The organism is Providencia sp. PROV236, assembly GCF_033676985.1.
GTDB lineage: Bacteria > Pseudomonadota > Gammaproteobacteria > Enterobacterales > Enterobacteriaceae > Providencia > Providencia manganoxydans.
The window spans coordinates 676,074-694,891 of record NZ_CP096297.1 but is presented as its reverse complement, the minus strand read 5'-3'; the positions used below and the strand labels follow the sequence as shown (position 1 = coordinate 694,891).

The window sequence follows — 18,818 nt, the reverse complement described above, 5'->3', positions numbered from 1 at the left end:
CATTATGAGTGATATAATTATCCGCAGAGCAACCATTGACGATGTTCCTGCCCTGACACAAATGCACACCGACTATGCTGCTTATGCGAATACGCTACAGCTTCCTTACCCATCAACAAAAATTTGGGAAACTCGACTAAGCTCTAATGATCCTCTGGTCACTCATTTTATTGCAACTCTTGATGATGAAGTGGTTGGCATTCTAAGCGTTTATCAACCAAGTCAGATCCGCCGTCGCCATACAGCTACCTTTGGCGTGACGGTGAGTCATCACCATCAGGGTAAAGGTATTGGCTCTAAATTAATGGCAGTGATGGTCGATTACTGTGACAACTGGCTCAATGTGCGCCGTATCGAGCTCGAAATCTATGCCCTCAATGACAATGGCCTTGGACTATATAAGAAATTTGGATTTGAACAAGAAGGCATTATGCGTGATTATGCTTTCCGTGATGGCGAATACGTTGACGCTATTGTGATGAGCCGAATCAATAAAAAACGCGGCTAGTACTGTAAAAATGCCGTACATAATTTGTACGGCACCTAAGAATCAACAAAATTATTGCTCTAACAATAATTATTTATCGCCTAACAAAACTGAGTCCAGAGCGATTTCGATCATTTCGTTAAAAGTGGTTTGGCGTTCATCTGAAGTGGTTTGCTCACCAGTCTTGATATGATCAGACACCGTACAGATAGTCAGTGCGCGTGCACCAAACTCCGCAGCGACACCATAAATACCCGCAGCTTCCATCTCAACACCAAGGATGCCGTATTTTTCCATCACTTTGAACATATCAGGATCCGGTGAATAGAACAGATCGGCAGAGAACAAGTTACCTACACGTACATTCACATTTTTCGCTTTTGCAGCCTCAACCGCATTGTGAACCAATTCATAATCAGCAATTGCTGCAAAATCATGATCTTTAAAACGTTGACGGTTAACTTTCGAGTCAGTACATGCCCCCATCCCAATCACGACATCACGTAACTTAACATCATCCATTACCGCGCCACATGAACCAACACGGATAATCACTTTCACGCCAAAGTCAGTGATCAGCTCTTTTGCATAAATAGAGCAAGATGGGATCCCCATACCATGTCCCATAACAGAGATTTTACGGCCTTTATAAGTCCCAGTGAAACCTAGCATGCCACGTACATTGTTCACCTGACGAACGTCATCAAGAAAAGTTTCTGCAATATATTTTGCACGTAATGGATCACCTGGCATCAAAACGACGTCAGCAAAATCACCCATTTCTGCATTAATATGAGGAGTAGCCATTATCATTATTCCTTATAAATCATTTAATTAAATGGTTTAGCGTAACTGTCCGATATAGTAGCCAGTCACTCTACTGGCTGTCTACGGCAAATGCCCAATTTTTATTAAGGGGTTAAATAAATAAGGCAGTTTCCTGCCTTATTTCAGTCATATTTGATGATGAGTATCATCACTTACAGCATTGATTTACCGTACTCCATTGGCGATAGATCGAAGTATTTCGCTACCGTTTGTCCAATATCAGCAAAGGTTTCACGATGGCCTAAAGAGCCAGGTTTGACTTTTGGTCCATAAATTAAAACAGGAATGTGCTCACGAGTATGGTCAGTACCTTCCCATGTTGGGTCACAACCATGGTCTGCCGTTAAGATCAAAATGTCATCATCTTCAACTAATTCCATTAGTTCAGGTAGACGGCGATCAAATAGCTCTAACGCACCTGCATAGCCAGCAACATCACGGCGGTGGCCATAAGCAGAGTCAAAGTCAACAAAGTTAGTGAAGACAATGGTTTTGTCGCCCGCTAATTTCATTTCTTTTACTGTTGCATCAAATAGCGCATCAATGCCAGTCGCTTTCACTTTTTTAGTAATGCCAACATGCGCGTAGATATCCGCAATTTTACCAATAGAAACTACTTCACCTTGTTTTTCTTCCACTAATTTTTGCAGCATGGTTGGTGCTGGTGGTTCAACAGCAAGGTCATGTCGGTTACCGGTACGTTCAAAATTACCCGCTTTATCGCCAATAAATGGACGAGCAATAACACGACCAATGTTATAGCCCCCATTGGTGAGTTCTTCACGAGCGATCTCGCATAACTCATACAATTTATCTAAGCCATAGGTTTCTTCATGGCAAGCAATCTGGAATACCGAGTCAGCCGAGGTATAGAAAATTGGCTTACCCGTTTTCATGTGTTCTTCACCCAGTTGATCGAGGATTACTGTACCTGAAGAATGGCAGTTACCTAAATAGCCAGGGAGATTTGCACGTTTCACAATAATATCGAGCAGCTCTTGTGGGAAGCTGTTTTCATGATCAGCGAAATAACCCCAATCAAATAAAACAGGAACACCCGCGATTTCCCAGTGACCAGACGGCGTATCTTTACCAGAGGAAAGCTCACTTGCATAAGCATAAGCGCCGATGATCTCTGAATTAGGGTCAAGGCCCGCAGGAAATTTACCACAAGACTCTTCAGCCGCTTTACCCAGCCCTAGCTTGGTTAAGTTAGGTAAATGCAAAGGACCTTTACGGCCTTTATCTGCTTCACCGCGCGCACAAGCATCTGCAATGTGGCCTAATGTGTTTGAGCCTTCATCATTAAATTTGTGCGCATCACCCGCAGCACCAATCCCGAAAGAGTCCAACACCATAATAAATGTACGTTTCATAACTTCTCTCCTGCGTCATCATTCCCAATCGTTGGGAAGAGCCACTGATAAAACTAATTTGTTAATTATTCGCTAATTTGGCGATAAACCATTGGCGTCGTTTCTGGTGCTTTATCACTAATCACCATAGCAGCTCGTACTTCTTTCGCCGCCTCTTCCCACGCTTTTTCACTATTAGCATGAATAATAGCAAGTGGTGTTTGGCTATCAACTGTTGCACCCAGTGCCGCGATATCGCTTAAACCAACGCTATAATCAATCGGATCTGTTGCTTTGCGACGCCCACCGCCCAATGTCACCACGGACATACCCAGTGCTCTGGTATCCATAGCGCTAACAATGCCTGATTTCTCTGCATATACCGCTTTGTTCAATACGGCGGTAGGTAGATATTTGCTATAATTCTCAACGAAATCACTTGGGCCTTTTTGTGCAGCAACCATGCGTCCAAAGACTTCCGCGGCTTTACCATTATCCAACACCGCTTGTAGTTTCTGACGTGCTTCATCTCTACTGGCAGCCAAAGTACCGGATACGAGCATTTCAACACATAATGCCATAGTCACTTCATACAAACGTGGATTACGATATTCACCCGTTAAAAATTGTACCGCTTCACGTACCTCAACCGCATTACCTGCACTAGAAGCCAGTACTTCATTCATATCCGTCAGTAAAGCCGTAGTTTTACAACCCGCACCATTCGCTACTTTAACGATTGACTCGGCAAGTTGCTCTGATTTTTCATAAGTTGGCATAAATGCACCTGAGCCAACTTTGACATCCATAACTAATGCATCAAGGCCTTCAGCCAATTTTTTACCTAAAATAGATGCCGTAATTAATGGAATTGAATCTACAGTCGCTGTGATATCACGTGTCGCATAAAAACGTTTATCAGCCGGTGCGAGTGAGTTAGTTTGACCAATAATTGCCACACCAACATCACTAATGATGTCACGGAAACGTTCATCATTAGGAAAAATATCAAAATTAGGGATTGCTTCGAGCTTATCTAGCGTTCCCCCTGTATGACCTAGCCCACGCCCTGAAATCATGGGCACGTAACCACCACATGCTGCTACCATTGGGCCTAACATCAGTGAAGTCACATCACCAACACCACCCGTAGAATGCTTATCAACTAACGGGCCATTGAGGTTTAGTGATTTCCAATTTAATACAGTGCCTGAATCACGCATTGCTAACGTTAGTGCAACACGTTCATCCATTGTCATATCGTTGAAATAAATGGTCATTGCCAAAGCAGCTATCTGACCTTCTGAAACGGAATTGTCACGAACGCCATTAATAAAGAAACGAATTTCTTCTTCACTCAGTACTTTACCATCACGTTTTTTACGGATAATTTCTTGTGCCAGAAACACGGTATGCTCCTTAACTCAAACAGGATTTAGGTAATTGCTTAAATTAATAGCTACTACTTGATTTTTTTGTTTCGAAACCAAGTGTATTCAGCAAGTTAGCTAGCAAACTAGATGCACCAAAACGAAAATGGCGCGAGTCTGCCCAGCCTTTACCTAAAATACGATCTGCTAATGCTAAGTATTGAGCGGCTTCTTCTGCCGTACGAACACCACCAGCAGGTTTAAAGCCCACTGTTTTTGCAACGCCCATATCATGGATAACTTGCATCATGATCTCAGCACTTTCGAGAGTCGCATTAACCGGTACTTTACCTGTTGATGTTTTGATAAAATCCGCACCCGCTTTAATAGAAATTTCAGACGCTTTACGGATAAGAGCAGGATCTTTAAGTTCACCTGTTTCAATGATCACTTTCAATAATACATTCGCTTGTGCGCATGCATCTTTACAGGCTTTCACTAAATCAAAACCAATTTTTTCATTCCCTGCCATCAAAGCTCTATAAGGGAAAACCACATCGACTTCATCTGCACCATAAGCAATAGCAGCACGAGTTTCAGCCAATGCAATATCAATATCATCATTACCATGTGGGAAATTGGTAACTGTAGCAATGCGTACTTCTGGAGTACCTTGCTCACGTAAAGTCTTACGTGCAATCGGGATAAAACGAGGGTAAATACAGATGGCAGCAGTTTGGCCCGCAGGGCTTTTTGCTTGATGACACAACGCGATCACTTTTTCATCCGTATCGTCGTCATTTAGGGTAGTTAAATCCATCAGGTTCAGTGCGCGTTGCGCAGCTGCGGTTAAATCAGTCATAAAAACTCTCCAACGTTGTGAATTCTGTCAGAACAACACGTTCTTTGTTGGCGAGCGGGCTTGGTTCCTTAAAGATGCTACTCGAAAACCCGAATGTAGCAGCTGAATTCCTTCTCACCGCACAATGCCCTAGAGTGCATCCACTCTGAGAACTAGCAGTCCATAGCAGCTTACTTATACCTATTTGACCATAGAACTAGGCTATTTTGTGTGCTACAAATCACATTAATTGCCTGAACGTTACATTGTTAAATAAAAATTTGTGAACATTATCGCAATTATACGCTATTTCATTTCATTTTTATTCTCTCTAATGGCTTTTCTTTTTCATTTTATGCCATTAAGAGTAGTTCAAAAATGCTGATGTGGGCGTAAAAGTAGAAAGAATATAACTGAATATATGAACTGAAAAGGGCAAATGCCCTTTTCAGATTATAGACTTATTAGATTTCACGTTGCAGTGCTGTTGACTATGTCTGCTCGACCTTAGTCACATACTGAATGTGACTAAGGTCTTATTCGCTGGTCGCCTACCTGCATCTCGAATTATTTAGAGTATAGATAGACTAGATAATTGCTAGGGTTAAGAAGAAACCAGCAATAGTTGCACTCATTAAGTTAGAGAGAGTACCTGCCAAAACAGCTTTCATGCCAAGACGAGCAACATCACTACGACGATTAGGCGCCATGCCACCTAAACCACCGAGCAAAATCGCCACAGAAGACAAGTTAGCAAAGCCACACAGTGCAAATGAAATAATCGCTTTAGTGTGATCAGACAGGACTTGTTTACCTGCTGCCAACACATCAGCATCTGGTTTCATATATTCGCCAAAGTTCATAAAGGCAACAAATTCGTTAACAACTACTTTTTGCCCAATAAATGAACCCGCAATATTGGCTTCACTCCATGGCACACCAATCAAGTAAGCAATTGGGGCAAACACCCAACCAAGAATTAACTCAAGAGAAAGCTGTGGATAATCAAACCAGTTACCGATCCCACCAAGAATGCCGTTGATCAGGGCAATTAACGCAATAAATGCTAATAACATCGCCCCTACGTTTAGCGCCAACTGCATACCAGAAGCTGCACCTGATGCCGCGGCATCAATAATATTCGCGGGACGTTCATCTTCTGCAACCAAATCAGTTGCATTAACATTATCACGAGCTTCTTCAGTTTCAGGAACTAATAGCTTAGCAAACAACAATCCACCCGGAGCCGCCATAAACGACGCCGCAATCAGGTATTCCATTGGTACGCCCATTTGTGCGTAACCTGCCAATACCGAGCCCGCAACGGAGGCTAAACCACCACACATCACCGCAAACAATTCCGAGTTTGTCATCGTTGAAATGTATGGACGCACCACTAATGGCGCTTCTGTTTGACCAACAAAGATATTGGCTGTGGCAGATAGTGATTCAGTTCTTGATGTACCCAGTATTTTTTGTAAGCCACCGCCCAATACTTTAATAACCAATTGCATAATGCCTAGGTAGTAAAGTACCGCGATTAAAGAAGAGAAGAAAACAATGATTGGCAGTACACGTAATGCGAAAATAAATCCACCGCCGCCAAACAATTCAAACATTTTGTCAGAAACAAGGCCGCCAAAAATAAAGCTCATACCATCTTGACCATAGCTGATTACCTTAGAAACGCCATCAGACATCCCCTGTAATACGCTACGACCCGCTGGAACATAAAGAACAAAAGCGCCGATCACGACTTGAATGATAAAAGCTCCGCCAACAGTGCGGAGTTTAATCGCTCGACGATTGCTGGAAAATAGCACGGCGATAGCTATCAGCACCGCCATCCCGACCAGACTCATAATGAGTTGCATGGAAGTATCCCTGTTCACTTAATTATAGATTGATGTAGATAAAGAAACGTACCCGTTTCCTTGACTCTTTGTGCGATGATTATACCTAGTCCACCCCAATAACCCGCAACCTTCGTCACAAATACGCAGTGCAAAAAGTAACAAAAATTCAGTTCTTGTGATTAAGGTCACATTCTATTATCAGTTTAATCTGGAAAGCACAAAAGGACGTAACAAATAGGTGAAAAACTGGATGGATTAAGGAAAGGAAACCACATCAATTAATAGCCATTGGCAATAAATTTAAAGTGGCTTTAACGATGTATACTCTCAATCATTCGAGTTGCAGGTAGGCGACCAGCAAAAATAGATGGGGAGCATAGATAAACTCAGTGACTCAATGAACATCGCCTAGCCCTCCCCCTGCAACTTGGAATATGATGAGTCTAGCTTAAATAATGATAGACTATTTATATACAGTTGCTCGGCAATTTCATCTGGGCTTTCGTGCCGCAGTTCACATAACGATTTAAAAATTATTTGAATACGTTCAGGGCGATTCGGTTCACCTTGAAACCCTGATACTGGCATATCAGGCGCGTCAGTTTCAAAAACTAAAGACGTTAAAGGCAATTGAGCTATCGCTTGACGGGTTTTATTCGCTCGCTCATAAGTAATGGTTCCGCCTACACCAATAAAATAGCCTAATTTAATAAAGGCTTGAGCTTGCGATAAACTCCCTGCGAAGCCATGAACGACACCACATGCAGGCACTAAATAGCGGCGTAAAATCGCCACTAGCTGGTCATGGCTTTTACGCGAATGTAAAATCACAGGTAAATCAAAACGCTTTGCTAACTTGAGTTGTTCAATCAATATTTTCTGTTGCAGCTCAAATAAGGGATCCTGCATATACAGATCAAGACCAATCTCACCGATAGCAACGCATTTAGTACTATGCTGGGTGAGATAAAACAATAGTGATTCAAAATGCTGTTCTTGAAACCGATTTAAGTACAGTGGATGAAACCCCATCGCAGCATGTAGTTGAGAATAGCTATGTGCTAATTGCCAAACTCGCTCAAAATTATCCACACCAACCGTCGGAATAATAATATCAGAGATCCCTGCCGAGCTGGCTGATGCAAGGCTTTCATCCATCGCATCAATAAAAGGTGGAAAGTCAAAATGACAATGTGTATCAACGAATAGTCTAGTCATTTTTTTCGTTGGCCTGTTTAGCTTCCTCTTCATTGGCTGCCAGTATCGCACCTGTCATAAGTGCTTGCGCTGTATCCGTCATTTTCTTCGCGTGGCTTTGAGCCAGCAATTCCCCTGAGTGCTTCGCCTCAAACAAGGCTTCTGCATAGTCCTCTTGGATTTGCATCTCTTCATGCGCTGCATTTTCAAAACTAAAGCGATTTAATGAGTCATTATCCATGGCGAAATTATGCCCCAAAGCAGCGATAAAATAACGACCGCAACGGCGCCCTGTATGATAATCCTGATTAAGCGATGATAAGCGACTTCCCAATGCACTGCTCTTTAACGGTGTTGGTGGGTAGATTTCAAAAATCTGCAAATTATCTGGCGGATTTTCAATAAACTCTTGGGTGCGACGATAACTTTTCAAATGCACTTTTAGCATAGCCGCCATACGTTGCAAACCATACTTTTCCCCTTCTAACCAACGGGTCATTCTTTTAACCCATTCAGGAGTGAAATACATTTGAGAAGGTACAGTGCGGATCACTACAATAGTTTCAGCGCCACGACGGTATGCTTCTTCCACAGGAATTGCAGCACTGATCCCGCCATCATGGTATAACGTTCCATTAAACTCAACGCCTGTACGGTAAAAGCCAGGAATTGCGCTGGAAGCTCTTATAATATCTAACCATGTATCTTCTGTTGGTTGCAAAAACTCAGCTTCAAAATCATCACTACGACTCGCTCCCATATAAAATTCACGGCCCGCATTGATTAATTCAAGACCTGAATGCATCTGTAAAGGGAACTCTTTTGATGTGCTCTCGACTAACCAATCTAGATCAATAAGATGACCGCCACGGATAAAACGTAGTGGATTAAAGAAAAGAGGGCTGGTCGTATAGCGAGTGATTACGCGTCGTGCATAACCATGTTGCCCGCAGATATACGCTGAAAGATTCTGCGCACCAGCAGAAGTACCGATCATGATATCGAATGGATTAAAGCCTGACTTTAAAAACTCATCCAGTACCCCCGCAGTAAAAATACCACGTTGGCCACCACCTTCGCAGATAAGCGCAGTTTTACCTTTATTGAGTTCATCAAAAAAAGCTAGAGGTTCAATACTACCGAGTGTGACCGCTATATGTTTACCCATACAATTCCCCTGACAATGATTTCTGTCTAGTGGGCCTCACTTAGCGATATAGCCATCAATAGACACGATTGCCATAAATCAATCAGCAAAAACTGAACCTCTTTGAGATAGAGGCTCAGTTTTATTGCTTACAACTAATATAATCTGGTCAATAACTTAATTTAACCGCATTTAAATTATTATATTAATTCGCAACAACTAAACCGTTTTGTACTGATTTCACACCATTAACCATTGAGACAACCTGAACGACCTTGTCTACTTGGCTGTCTGATTTAACAAAACCAGAGAGATAAACCACACCTTTAACGGTTTTTACTGAAATCGAGTTACTGTCAATACCACTGGTTGTCAGTAGCTTACTTTTTACTTGAGCTGTAATAGAGGAATCATCGATATAATTATCGGTACTTTTCACACCGCTCGATACCGCTTCACTCGTATCTTTACCGGCAATGTCTGCGGTCTTCACGGCGCTGTCCCAAGTATCAGAAGCTTGCTCTTTCAAAGGAGCACTGCAAGCAAATAAAGAACCACTTAACCCAATAACCAATAAAGAACGTAAAAGTACTGAATTTTTCATCTTAACCTTCCTTTTTACTGCTGTTTTAAAGATTAGAGTATGACGAATACAGATAACCCATGCTAATAGATAACTCTATTCGTCATACTTCAAGCCGCAGCACCTTGCATTAAGGTAGGATGACAAGATCCTCTCACGACAATCACAGATTTTCTATGTGCCTAATGAGTTGTTCGTTTGTCTTCTCGCTGCATTTCGAATTATTTATAGTATATAGACTATGAGAAAAGCCTCATGAAATAAAGCGTTCTCACGTAAAAGCCAGAGCAATCTGCAAACTTTAGACAAAAAAACAGGAGAGTATTCGAAAATCGATGACAATTAGGAGAAAACCCACTATTAAAATAGATTTTTCAATAGTGGGTGACTTAAAGAAATTAGTGTTCTCTAGTTTTACGGAATTTTACATCAGGGTAGCGTTCACTCGTTAAATTCAAGTTAACCATGGTTGGCGCAATATAAGACAAGTTATCACCACCATCCAATGCAAGGTTTTGTTCATTCTTACGTTTGAACTCTTCGAATTTCTTCACGTCATCACATTCTACCCAACGCGCCGTTGAAACGTTAACCGCTTCATAAATAGCTTCAACGTTGTATTCACTCTTCAAGCGAGCGACCACCACGTCAAACTGAAGCACACCAACTGCGCCAACAATCAAATCATTATTGGTTAACGGGCGGAAAACCTGTACAGCACCTTCTTCTGATAACTGTACTAACCCTTTCAGTAATTGTTTTTGCTTCAGTGGATCGCGTAAACGAATACGACGGAATAGCTCAGGCGCAAAGTTAGGAATACCCGTAAATTTCAGATCTTCGCCTTGCGTAAAAGTATCACCAATTTGAATAGTACCGTGATTATGTAATCCAATAATATCGCCCGCAAAAGCATTTTCAACATGTGAACGATCACCCGCCATAAAGGTCAGAGCATCAGAAATCACCACATCTTTTTTGGTGCGAACTTGGCGCAATTTCATGCCTTTTTCATAAGTGCCTGAAACAATACGCATGAAGGCCACACGGTCACGGTGTTTAGGATCCATATTGGCCTGAATTTTGAAGACGAAACCTGTAAATTTCTCTTCTGTTGCTTCAACTTCACGTACATCCGTTTTACGTGGTTGTGGTGCTGGAGCCCATTGCACTAACCCATCAAGCATATGGTCAACGCCAAAGTTACCTAATGCGGTACCGAAAAAGACTGGCGTCAATTCACCTTCTAAAAAGGCATCATGATCAAACTCATGAGAAGCCCCTTTGACCAGTTCTAATTCATCACGTAATTGAGCTGCAAGGTCACCACCAACCGTTTTATCCAATTCAGGATTATCTAAACCTTTAATGATACGTACTTCTTGGATGGTATGGCCTTGGCCTGTTTGATAAAGGATTGTCTCATCACGCAATAAGTGATAAACCCCTTTAAATAGCTTACCACAACCAATTGGCCATGTGATTGGACAACAAGCAATATTAAGCTCATTTTCCACTTCATCCATCAACTCCATTGGGTCACGAATATCACGGTCAAGTTTATTCATAAAGGTTAGAATAGGTGTATCACGTAAGCGGGTGACTTCCATCAATTTACGTGTACGATCCTCAACCCCTTTACCTGAGTCAATCACCATCAAGCAGCAGTCAACTGCGGTTAATGTCCGGTAAGTATCTTCCGAGAAGTCTTCGTGCCCTGGGGTATCGAGCAAGTTAACTAAGCAATCATGATAAGGGAATTGCATCACTGACGTTGTAATCGAAATACCACGTTGCTTCTCCATTTCCATCCAGTCTGATTTTGCATGTTGGTTAGAGCCACGACCTTTTACTGTTCCCGCACGCTGAATCGCTTGTCCGAACAATAATACTTTTTCAGTGATGGTGGTTTTACCTGCGTCAGGGTGAGAGATGATTGCAAACGTCCTGCGCGCGTTAACTTCATGTAGAAAATTCTGATCTGCCATTTAACCGTTCTTTTTTGTCTGAATACAGATTTGTACATGCATTAGGAGAGGCAATAGGTGGCTCTTAGCTCAGCAAATCCGTTTTGTTAATCGAAATTGGCGGCCATTTTCTCAGATCTTGGGGTTATAAACAATCAAAGCATCACATTATCAACCTAGAGCCAAGAAAATTATCTAGGTTGATAAGATGTTTTTTTAACCTTGGAGCAAAAGAGATATTTTTAATGCGGTTCAAAAGATTATTTTGCAGTAATCAAATCGGCTATCGCTTGACCTAACTGCTGAGTACTTGCATTACCGCCCATATCACGAGTTAAATGGTCACGTTGTTTAATCACCGTTTCAACTGCGTTCATAATGGTATCGTGCATCTCAGTATGGCCAAGATGCTGCATCATCATTGCGGCAGCCCAGATAGTACCAATTGGGTTAGCAATATTTTTTCCCGCTATATCAGGGGCTGACCCATGAACAGGTTCGAACATAGATGGAAATTGCTTTTCTGGATTGATATTTGCCGAAGGTGCAATCGCTATTGTGCCAGTGCAAGCAGGCCCTAAATCAGACAAAATATCCCCAAATAAATTAGATCCTACAATGACATCATAAAATTCAGGCATTCGAACTAAATTAGCCGCAAAAATATCAATGTGGAATTGATCAACTTTAACATCTGGATATTGCTTTGCCATAGCAGCGAAACGACTATCCCAATAAGGCATTGAATGGAAAAGACCGTTTGATTTCGTCGCTGAACTTAAATGCTTTTTCTCTCTGGATTGTGCTAACTCAAATGCATATTTTAAAATACGATCCGTACCTTTGCGTGTAAAAATACTTTGCTGGGAAACGACTTCATCATCAGTCCCTTCATACTGAATACCACCAATTGCAGAGTATTCGCCTTCAACGTTCTCACGTACAACATAAAAATCAATATCACCGGGTTTCTTGTCCGCTAAAGGTGATTTGATCCCTTCAAATAAACGCACAGGACGCAAATTGACATATTGATTAAATGCACGGCGGATGGGTAATAATAATCCCCATAGCGAGATATGATCAGGTACACCAGGAAAGCCAACAGCACCTAAAAAGATCGCATCAAATTTTTTTAACTGCTCTAAACCATCTTCAGGCATCATTCGGCCGGTGCGATGGTAAGTTTCACAAGACCAATCAAAGTGCGTAAAGTTAAATTTTACTTGATATTTAGATGCCGCAGCCTCTAATACTTTTAATCCTTCAGGGATAACTTCTGTTCCAATCCCATCACCCGGTATAACAGCAATATTAAATTGTGACATGTTACGGCTCTCCCACAACAGTGATTTTTATCAGTAAGATCTCCAGTTTATGAGTTGCTGTGATAAAGTATAGCGACAAAGTGTAATCTTTAGGTTTACAAACTATGAACAAGCTACCCGCATTAGAAGACATTAAGGTTTTTATTACTGTCGCGCGCTTAATGAGTTTTTCGCGTGCTGCGGAGTTGCTGCTTGTTTCCCCCGCTTATGTTTCAAAGCGAATTAAACTTCTCGAAGAAAATCTCGGACAAACCCTATTATTACGTAGCGCTCGTACCATAAGTTTGACCCATGAAGGCAGAATAGTGCTGAAAAGTGGTGAGCAGCTATTGTTAGAACTCGATAACATGCACAATGCTTTGAAAGCATGCCGTGAAGAAATTCGAGGTGAATTAAGGGTCAGTTGTAGTACAGGTTTTGGTAGCGCTTATTTAAATCCTTTTATTTTGGCATTACGCGCCAATTATCCGCAATTAGGTATTGATCTGACATTAACCGATAGATCTGTCGATATTATTAGTGAAAATATCGATCTTGATATCTATATTGGTGGCACTATTCCTGATCACTATATCGCTAAGCGGATCGCTAAAAATAGACGTATTCTCTGTGCAGCCCCTGTTTATTTAGCACAAAATGGCTACCCTACTCACCCACAAGAGCTTGAGAAAAAACACTTTTGCATCACAATTAAAGAACGCAATCAAGCACCTGCGCAATGGAAATTACAGCACCAAACTGAAAGCATGATGATTGCGCCAAATAGCAAATTAATGGTCAATAACGGTGATGTGGCTAAGCAATGGTGCCTTGGTGGTGAAGGCATTTTACTTCGTTCGTTATGGAGTGTTTTACCCGAGCTGGAAACAGGAAAATTGACGCGAGTACTCACTAAATGGCATCAACCCGCAGATGTATATGCTGTTTATTCAAGAACAACCCGTAATAATGCAAATTTACGCGTGTTTATTGAAAATCTAGAGCAATACTTATCAAAACATTTACCGCATCAATTTCAGGATGAATAAACAATAGGTGGATATGAGTCGATGACAGAAACGCAAACATTTGGACAACGTTTGCTGGCCTTATTGAAACAAAAAAAAATGAGCCAGTTAAAAGCTGCTGAAGCACTTGGAATATCTCGAACAGCAGTCAACAAATGGACAAAAGGAGGCATGATTGATGAAAGCAACCTTGAAAGTTTAGCCCAATTGCTAAATGTTGATAAGATTTGGCTCAAATATGGCGAATATGCCAATCATTCATCAGCAGCATTCCCTTCTTCGGTTATCCGCAATATTAATGAAGTTCATTTACAAGAATCTACTGAAATTGTCACTTGGGAATGGGATTTGCTCACCGGTGAACTTAATTACTCAGATAACGTAGAAGATGTCTACGGGATCAAAATTACCACTAACGATGATTTTTGGGCATTAATGAACCAAGAATCCAAAGAAAAATTGATTAATGGCTACTCAAAAATCATTCGTGAAGGTGGCGCTCATGAAATGGATTTTAAAATCGCATGGGATGATGGGTATCGCTGGATCACATCACGAGCAACTGGTGTAAAAGGGCCTAATGGTAAGGTCACCAAGCTCGTTGGGATCAGTTTGGACAATACTGAGCGTAAAAATACAGAGCTTCGACTCAGTAAAATCAAATGCTATTTTAATGTACTTCTCGCCCATTTTAATCACCTTGTGGTATTTACCGATAAGGCGTGCGAAATTTTAACTAGTAATCTAGAAAGCCAATCTATTGATATTGATTATTTAGAACTACAACGACTTCTTTATCAGCTCGCAATTAACCATAAAGAATGGTTAGAAAAGGTATATCAGACAGGTCATGGCCATATACATTTTCAAGATCAAGAGATTAGTGCGTCATACCATCTAAACGATGAAAACCAACCATTTTTAATGTTTCAACTTAAATAAACTCAAACAGCCCCATAGGGGCTGTCAGATCCGCAATACCCAATAATGGTTAAAGATCTAATACTAACCGTTTCGTTTTAGCACGTGAAACACATAACATCATGGTTTTTTGCTCTGCGCGTTCATCATCATCTAAATAGTGATCACGATGATCTGCTTCACCTTCTAAAATAGCTGTTTCACAGGTACCACAGACACCATTACGGCATAAGCACTCTACCTGAATACGTTTATCTGCTTCGATTGCCTGTAAAATTGACATATCTTCGCCAATATTCAAGCTAAAACCTGAGCGTTGGAAATGAACCTCAAATGCATTTCCCTCATTTGCCACTTCACCGAAGTTTTCAAAATGTACCCGTTCTTTTCCTAAGTGAGTATTACCATGCTCAATGACAGCATTGATCAGCGATTCAGGCCCACAGACATACACATGACTATTTTCAGGTTGCTCTTTAATCAATTGTTCAACGGATAAACGCTGCCCTTTCGCATTATCATACAGATATAAGTGCTCCCCAATTTGCTGCTGAAGTTGTTCAACAAATGCTGCGCTGTTTTGATCACGGAAACAATAATGAAGTTCAAAATTCATCCCTGTTTGTTCCAATTCATACAGATATGACATAAATGGGGTAATACCAATTCCACCGGCAATAAGAATATGCTTACAGGAATCGTCATGCTCCAATGAAAAATAGTTTTCTGCTGGAGACAAATAAACGACATCCCCTTCTGCGAGCTGCTCATGCATATAAGCAGAACCACCTTTAGAGTTTTCATCTCGCAATACAGAGATACGATAATGATCACTGTTACTTGGATCACTAATTAGCGAGTAAGCACGTTGTAGCCCCATTTCTTCATTCATATGCACCGTCACATGACTCCCTGCACTAAATGGATCCAGCACCGTATCTTTCGCAATGAATTCAAACATTTTAATAGTAGGGCTAACTTGCTCTATGCGGCTCACATGAACAGCTATTTTTTGTTGGTTCATAACAATTCCTTCTTTGAATCCGTTATTACTTAAGCAACATCAATGCACAGATATTTCACACTGAGGTAATCTTCAATTCCATATCGCGAACCTTCTTTACCTAAGCCAGATTGCTTAACCCCACCAAATGGTGCAACCTCATTTGAAATCATGCCTGTATTGACCCCAACCATGCCGCTTTGTAATTTCTCCGCGACACGATATACACGTCTAATGTCTTTAGAAAAAAAGTAAGCGGCTAAACCATAAATGGTGTTATTTGCACGCTTAATGACTTCTTCCTCATCATAAAAACGGATCAACGTTGCAATTGGCCCAAAAATTTCTTCATGAACGATATCCATAGAATCATCAACATCCACCAACACTTTTGGGTTGATAAAATTGCCTTGTTCAACAATTTCATGACCAAGTACCAACTGGCGAGCCCCTTTTGCTAACGCATCTTTAACTAATTTCGCCATTCCACTGATAGCACGCGCTGTGATCATCGGGCCAATATCTGTTTCTTCATCAAGACCGTTACCTACACGTAGCTTTGCCACTTTATCAGCGAATTTCTCTAAAAATTGCTCATAAATATCATCATGAATATAAAAACGATTTACACAAACACAGGTTTGCCCACCGTTACGAAATTTAGCTTGAATTGCACTATCCACCGCTTTATCGATATCGGCATCTTCAAACACAATAAATGGGGCATTGCCACCAAGCTCCAAGGAGGTTTTTTTGATCGTCGATGCACACTGCGCATACAACTGTCGACCCACTTGCGTAGATCCCGTAAACGAAAACTTACTGATTAATTCATGTTTGGTCAGCAGTTCGCCTAACACTCTAGACTCACCAGTTACTATGTTAAATACCCCAGCAGGGATCCCCGCCTGTTCGGCTAGTGCAGCCAGTCCTAAGGCAGTAAAAGGCGTTTCGGACGCTGGCTTTATGATCATGCTACAGCCCGCAGCCAGTGCTGGAGCGGCTTTACGTGTGATCATCGCAGCAGGAAAATTCCATGGGGTAATCGCACTACAAACACCAATAGGCTGTTTAATTGTTGAAATACGATTGCTAGTTACCGTCTGAGGGATCGTTTCACCATAAACACGTTTACCTTCTTCCGCAAACCACTCAATAAAGGATGCAGCATAGCGGATTTCACCTTTGGCCTCTTGTAATGGCTTGCCTTGCTCTAATGTCATCAGTAGGCCAAGATCATCAATGTTGTCTTCAATTAAGGTAAACCAACGACGTAAGATAATAGAACGAGCTTTTGCAGTTAATTTTCCCCATCCCTCCATGGCTTGATGTGCTTTGATAATTGCATCATTCACTTGCTCAATCGAGAGACAGGGAACCGTTCCCAACACAGATTGATCGACAGGATTAGTGACTGAAATGGTTTTTGCATTATCAACCCATTGACCATTGATATAGCAGGACTGGCGAAATAATGACGAATTAATCAGTTGTTTCATAAGTGGTTTCTCCATAGTGCTGGGGCTGTCGACCTTTTAAAAATCATTCATAAAGGTCACCAGCCCTTAACGGTTACGCAGTATGAGCGCCCGCCAGTAATTTATGAAAGTGCGCCACACCGTGCTCACTGATCCCACTTCGTTGCCTGTCAGCCATGATCCGCCCTTGCCCACGATAACCTCGTGAACGTAGTCCTTTTTGTACACTTTCAACTAAGCGCAGATCTTCAGGGCGAAAAACAGTCCGATACCATTCCACTAAGTTTTTCTGATACTCAGTCAATTCTTCATTGAGGAAATAGATATCATAATGCTGCAAAGTTTCACCTGCACTGGTAGGAAACTCGTAGATGACAGTCATAAAATCACCACCTGGAGGCATGTTAAACATGGTGCTAGGCCAGATCCAAAATCCGAAGAAACGCGGATCAAGCACCGACTCATCAAATTGATATGATGATTCCGATGGCTTAGCCTTACCAATCTGTACAGTCCAGTTCTCATTCAATTGGTGTTCATACACATTCACATCGACCGAGCTGGCAAAACTGACGTGGTTAGTTGGGCAGTGATAACATTCGATATAGTTATCAACGATCGTTTTCCAGTTAGCGGGAGTCTGACTAACAAAGCGAGCAGCTAATTTCAAATCACGGATCACAGAACAAGCTTCTTCCATTTTGGCCGCTAAACCAGGTAATTGCTCTTCAATCGGTTGAGGCTCACCTTGCGTCAAGTTAATGTAGATAAATCCTGCATGTTCAATAACATGGAAACTGCTCAGCGACATTGCTTCTGCGTCAAAATTATTGACGTTCTCACAGTTAGTTGCATGAGCTAACTGACCATCGAGTTTGAATGCCCACGCATGATAAGGGCAAGTAATTACATTCTTCATTTTGCCGCTTTCACCACTAATTAGCTGGTGCCCACGATGTGGGCATACGTTATAAAAGCCCCGCAAAACGTCATCTCTGCCTCGGACAATGACCAGACTCTCTCCAATCAATTGGCGAGTGATATAAGCATTTTTCTCTTTAACTTCACTACAATGGGCAACACATACCCAAGAGTTAGCAAAGATATTTTCTTTTTCAAATTCAAATACATCATCAGATGTGTAATAGCGTGCAGGGATCGTCCATGCGTTATCAATATCAAGGTGATCATTAATTGAAATGACTTTGTTTGCATTGCTCATCATTGCCCTCACTTATGTAAACTTATAGTTAACATTGTTTTTAAGAATGTTAATCCAGATCTCAATAATGATCAAATGAAAAGTTAACAAAAATAGCACATAACAAATTTAATCAATAAAAATCAAACATATAAATACATAACCAAACCAATTAATGTTAACTGATGGTTAATTAATTGTTGACTGCGTAATGTTTGCATGGATATTCTCTGTAAACCAAAAGTAGCA

The 18,818-nt window shown here is 41.3% G+C and carries 16 protein-coding genes; 3 read left to right on the top strand and 13 right to left on the bottom strand.

From position 1 onward, the window contains the following. Positions 1-4 precede the first annotated feature (4 nt). A complete protein-coding gene (locus tag M1E96_RS02955) occupies positions 5-508 on the top strand; it encodes a GNAT family N-acetyltransferase (protein WP_369427364.1) in 504 nt (167 codons plus the stop codon). Between the two features lie 69 nt (positions 509-577). Here M1E96_RS02955 and deoD read toward each other — a convergent pair whose 3' ends face one another. The 10 genes from deoD to M1E96_RS02905 form a co-directional block, all read right to left on the bottom strand. Then, positions 578-1,294, bottom strand: a complete 717-nt coding sequence (gene deoD / locus M1E96_RS02950; RefSeq protein WP_070926968.1) for a purine-nucleoside phosphorylase — start codon at positions 1,292-1,294, stop codon at positions 578-580. A 173-nt stretch (positions 1,295-1,467) separates the two neighbouring features. Next, positions 1,468-2,691 carry a phosphopentomutase gene (gene deoB, locus M1E96_RS02945; RefSeq protein ID WP_070926970.1) on the bottom strand — a complete coding sequence of 408 codons (1,224 nt, stop codon included), beginning with the start codon at positions 2,689-2,691 and terminating at the stop codon, positions 1,468-1,470. Between the two features lie 65 nt (positions 2,692-2,756). Beyond that, positions 2,757-4,079 (bottom strand): thymidine phosphorylase, encoded by a 1,323-nt coding sequence (gene deoA / locus M1E96_RS02940; RefSeq protein ID WP_319067050.1) that lies wholly within the window; start codon positions 4,077-4,079, stop codon positions 2,757-2,759. Positions 4,080-4,122: 43 nt separating this feature from the next. Then, positions 4,123-4,902 (bottom strand): deoxyribose-phosphate aldolase, encoded by a 780-nt coding sequence (gene deoC, locus M1E96_RS02935; RefSeq protein WP_070926974.1) that lies wholly within the window; start codon positions 4,900-4,902, stop codon positions 4,123-4,125. Between the two features lie 566 nt (positions 4,903-5,468). Further along, positions 5,469-6,743 (bottom strand): NupC/NupG family nucleoside CNT transporter, encoded by a 1,275-nt coding sequence (locus M1E96_RS02930; RefSeq protein ID WP_272580458.1) that lies wholly within the window; start codon positions 6,741-6,743, stop codon positions 5,469-5,471. A 402-nt stretch (positions 6,744-7,145) separates the two neighbouring features. Continuing rightward, positions 7,146-7,955, bottom strand: a complete 810-nt coding sequence (locus M1E96_RS02925; protein WP_337979776.1) for a TatD family hydrolase — start codon at positions 7,953-7,955, stop codon at positions 7,146-7,148. After that, positions 7,948-9,102, bottom strand: coding sequence for a patatin family protein (locus M1E96_RS02920; protein ID WP_272580444.1), 1,155 nt, complete (start codon positions 9,100-9,102; stop codon positions 7,948-7,950). Before M1E96_RS02920 ends, M1E96_RS02925 begins: the two co-directional genes overlap by 8 nt. A gap of 184 nt (positions 9,103-9,286) precedes the next feature. Next, entirely contained in the window at positions 9,287-9,685 is a 399-nt protein-coding gene (locus tag M1E96_RS02915; RefSeq protein WP_070926980.1) for a BON domain-containing protein, read from the bottom strand. A 377-nt stretch (positions 9,686-10,062) separates the two neighbouring features. Then, positions 10,063-11,652: a peptide chain release factor 3 gene (gene prfC, locus M1E96_RS02910; RefSeq protein ID WP_369427363.1), complete on the bottom strand. Its 1,590-nt coding sequence runs from the start codon at positions 11,650-11,652 to the stop codon at positions 10,063-10,065. 239 nt (positions 11,653-11,891) lie between these two features. After that, positions 11,892-12,959: a tartrate dehydrogenase gene (locus M1E96_RS02905; protein WP_070926983.1), complete on the bottom strand. Its 1,068-nt coding sequence runs from the start codon at positions 12,957-12,959 to the stop codon at positions 11,892-11,894. A gap of 104 nt (positions 12,960-13,063) precedes the next feature. Here M1E96_RS02905 and M1E96_RS02900 point away from each other — a divergent pair, with 104 nt between their 5' ends. After that, a complete protein-coding gene (locus M1E96_RS02900; protein ID WP_140182537.1) occupies positions 13,064-13,987 on the top strand; it encodes a LysR substrate-binding domain-containing protein in 924 nt (307 codons plus the stop codon). A 21-nt stretch (positions 13,988-14,008) separates the two neighbouring features. Beyond that, positions 14,009-14,908, top strand: coding sequence for a helix-turn-helix transcriptional regulator (locus M1E96_RS02895; protein ID WP_070926985.1), 900 nt, complete (start codon positions 14,009-14,011; stop codon positions 14,906-14,908). A 49-nt stretch (positions 14,909-14,957) separates the two neighbouring features. Here the strand turns inward: M1E96_RS02895 and M1E96_RS02890 are convergent, their stop codons facing one another. The 3 genes from M1E96_RS02890 to M1E96_RS02880 form a co-directional block, all read right to left on the bottom strand. After that, positions 14,958-15,911: a PDR/VanB family oxidoreductase gene (locus M1E96_RS02890; RefSeq protein WP_070926987.1), complete on the bottom strand. Its 954-nt coding sequence runs from the start codon at positions 15,909-15,911 to the stop codon at positions 14,958-14,960. A 29-nt stretch (positions 15,912-15,940) separates the two neighbouring features. Further along, positions 15,941-17,389: an NAD-dependent succinate-semialdehyde dehydrogenase gene (locus M1E96_RS02885; RefSeq protein WP_369427362.1), complete on the bottom strand. Its 1,449-nt coding sequence runs from the start codon at positions 17,387-17,389 to the stop codon at positions 15,941-15,943. A gap of 73 nt (positions 17,390-17,462) precedes the next feature. Beyond that, positions 17,463-18,590, bottom strand: a complete 1,128-nt coding sequence (locus M1E96_RS02880; RefSeq protein ID WP_140182568.1) for an aromatic ring-hydroxylating dioxygenase subunit alpha — start codon at positions 18,588-18,590, stop codon at positions 17,463-17,465. Positions 18,591-18,818 lie beyond the last annotated feature (228 nt).

Bases quoted from the DNA above. Each gene is read 5' to 3' on its own strand.
- M1E96_RS02955 (WP_369427364.1), top strand. From the start codon at position 5: ATGAGTGATATAATTATCCGCAGAGCAACCATTGACGATGTTCCTGCC.
- deoD (WP_070926968.1), bottom strand. From the start codon at position 1,294: ATGGCTACTCCTCATATTAATGCAGAAATGGGTGATTTTGCTGACGTC.
- deoB (WP_070926970.1), bottom strand. From the start codon at position 2,691: ATGAAACGTACATTTATTATGGTGTTGGACTCTTTCGGGATTGGTGCT.
- deoC (WP_070926974.1), bottom strand. From the start codon at position 4,902: ATGACTGATTTAACCGCAGCTGCGCAACGCGCACTGAACCTGATGGAT.
- M1E96_RS02930 (WP_272580458.1), bottom strand. From the start codon at position 6,743: ATGAGTCTGGTCGGGATGGCGGTGCTGATAGCTATCGCCGTGCTATTT.
- M1E96_RS02925 (WP_337979776.1), bottom strand. From the start codon at position 7,955: ATGACTAGACTATTCGTTGATACACATTGTCATTTTGACTTTCCACCT.
- M1E96_RS02920 (WP_272580444.1), bottom strand. From the start codon at position 9,102: ATGGGTAAACATATAGCGGTCACACTCGGTAGTATTGAACCTCTAGCT.
- M1E96_RS02915 (WP_070926980.1), bottom strand. From the start codon at position 9,685: ATGAAAAATTCAGTACTTTTACGTTCTTTATTGGTTATTGGGTTAAGT.
- prfC (WP_369427363.1), bottom strand. From the start codon at position 11,652: ATGGCAGATCAGAATTTTCTACATGAAGTTAACGCGCGCAGGACGTTT.
- M1E96_RS02905 (WP_070926983.1), bottom strand. From the start codon at position 12,959: ATGTCACAATTTAATATTGCTGTTATACCGGGTGATGGGATTGGAACA.
- M1E96_RS02900 (WP_140182537.1), top strand. From the start codon at position 13,064: ATGAACAAGCTACCCGCATTAGAAGACATTAAGGTTTTTATTACTGTC.
- M1E96_RS02895 (WP_070926985.1), top strand. From the start codon at position 14,009: ATGACAGAAACGCAAACATTTGGACAACGTTTGCTGGCCTTATTGAAA.
- M1E96_RS02890 (WP_070926987.1), bottom strand. From the start codon at position 15,911: ATGAACCAACAAAAAATAGCTGTTCATGTGAGCCGCATAGAGCAAGTT.
- M1E96_RS02885 (WP_369427362.1), bottom strand. From the start codon at position 17,389: ATGAAACAACTGATTAATTCGTCATTATTTCGCCAGTCCTGCTATATC.
- M1E96_RS02880 (WP_140182568.1), bottom strand. From the start codon at position 18,590: ATGAGCAATGCAAACAAAGTCATTTCAATTAATGATCACCTTGATATT.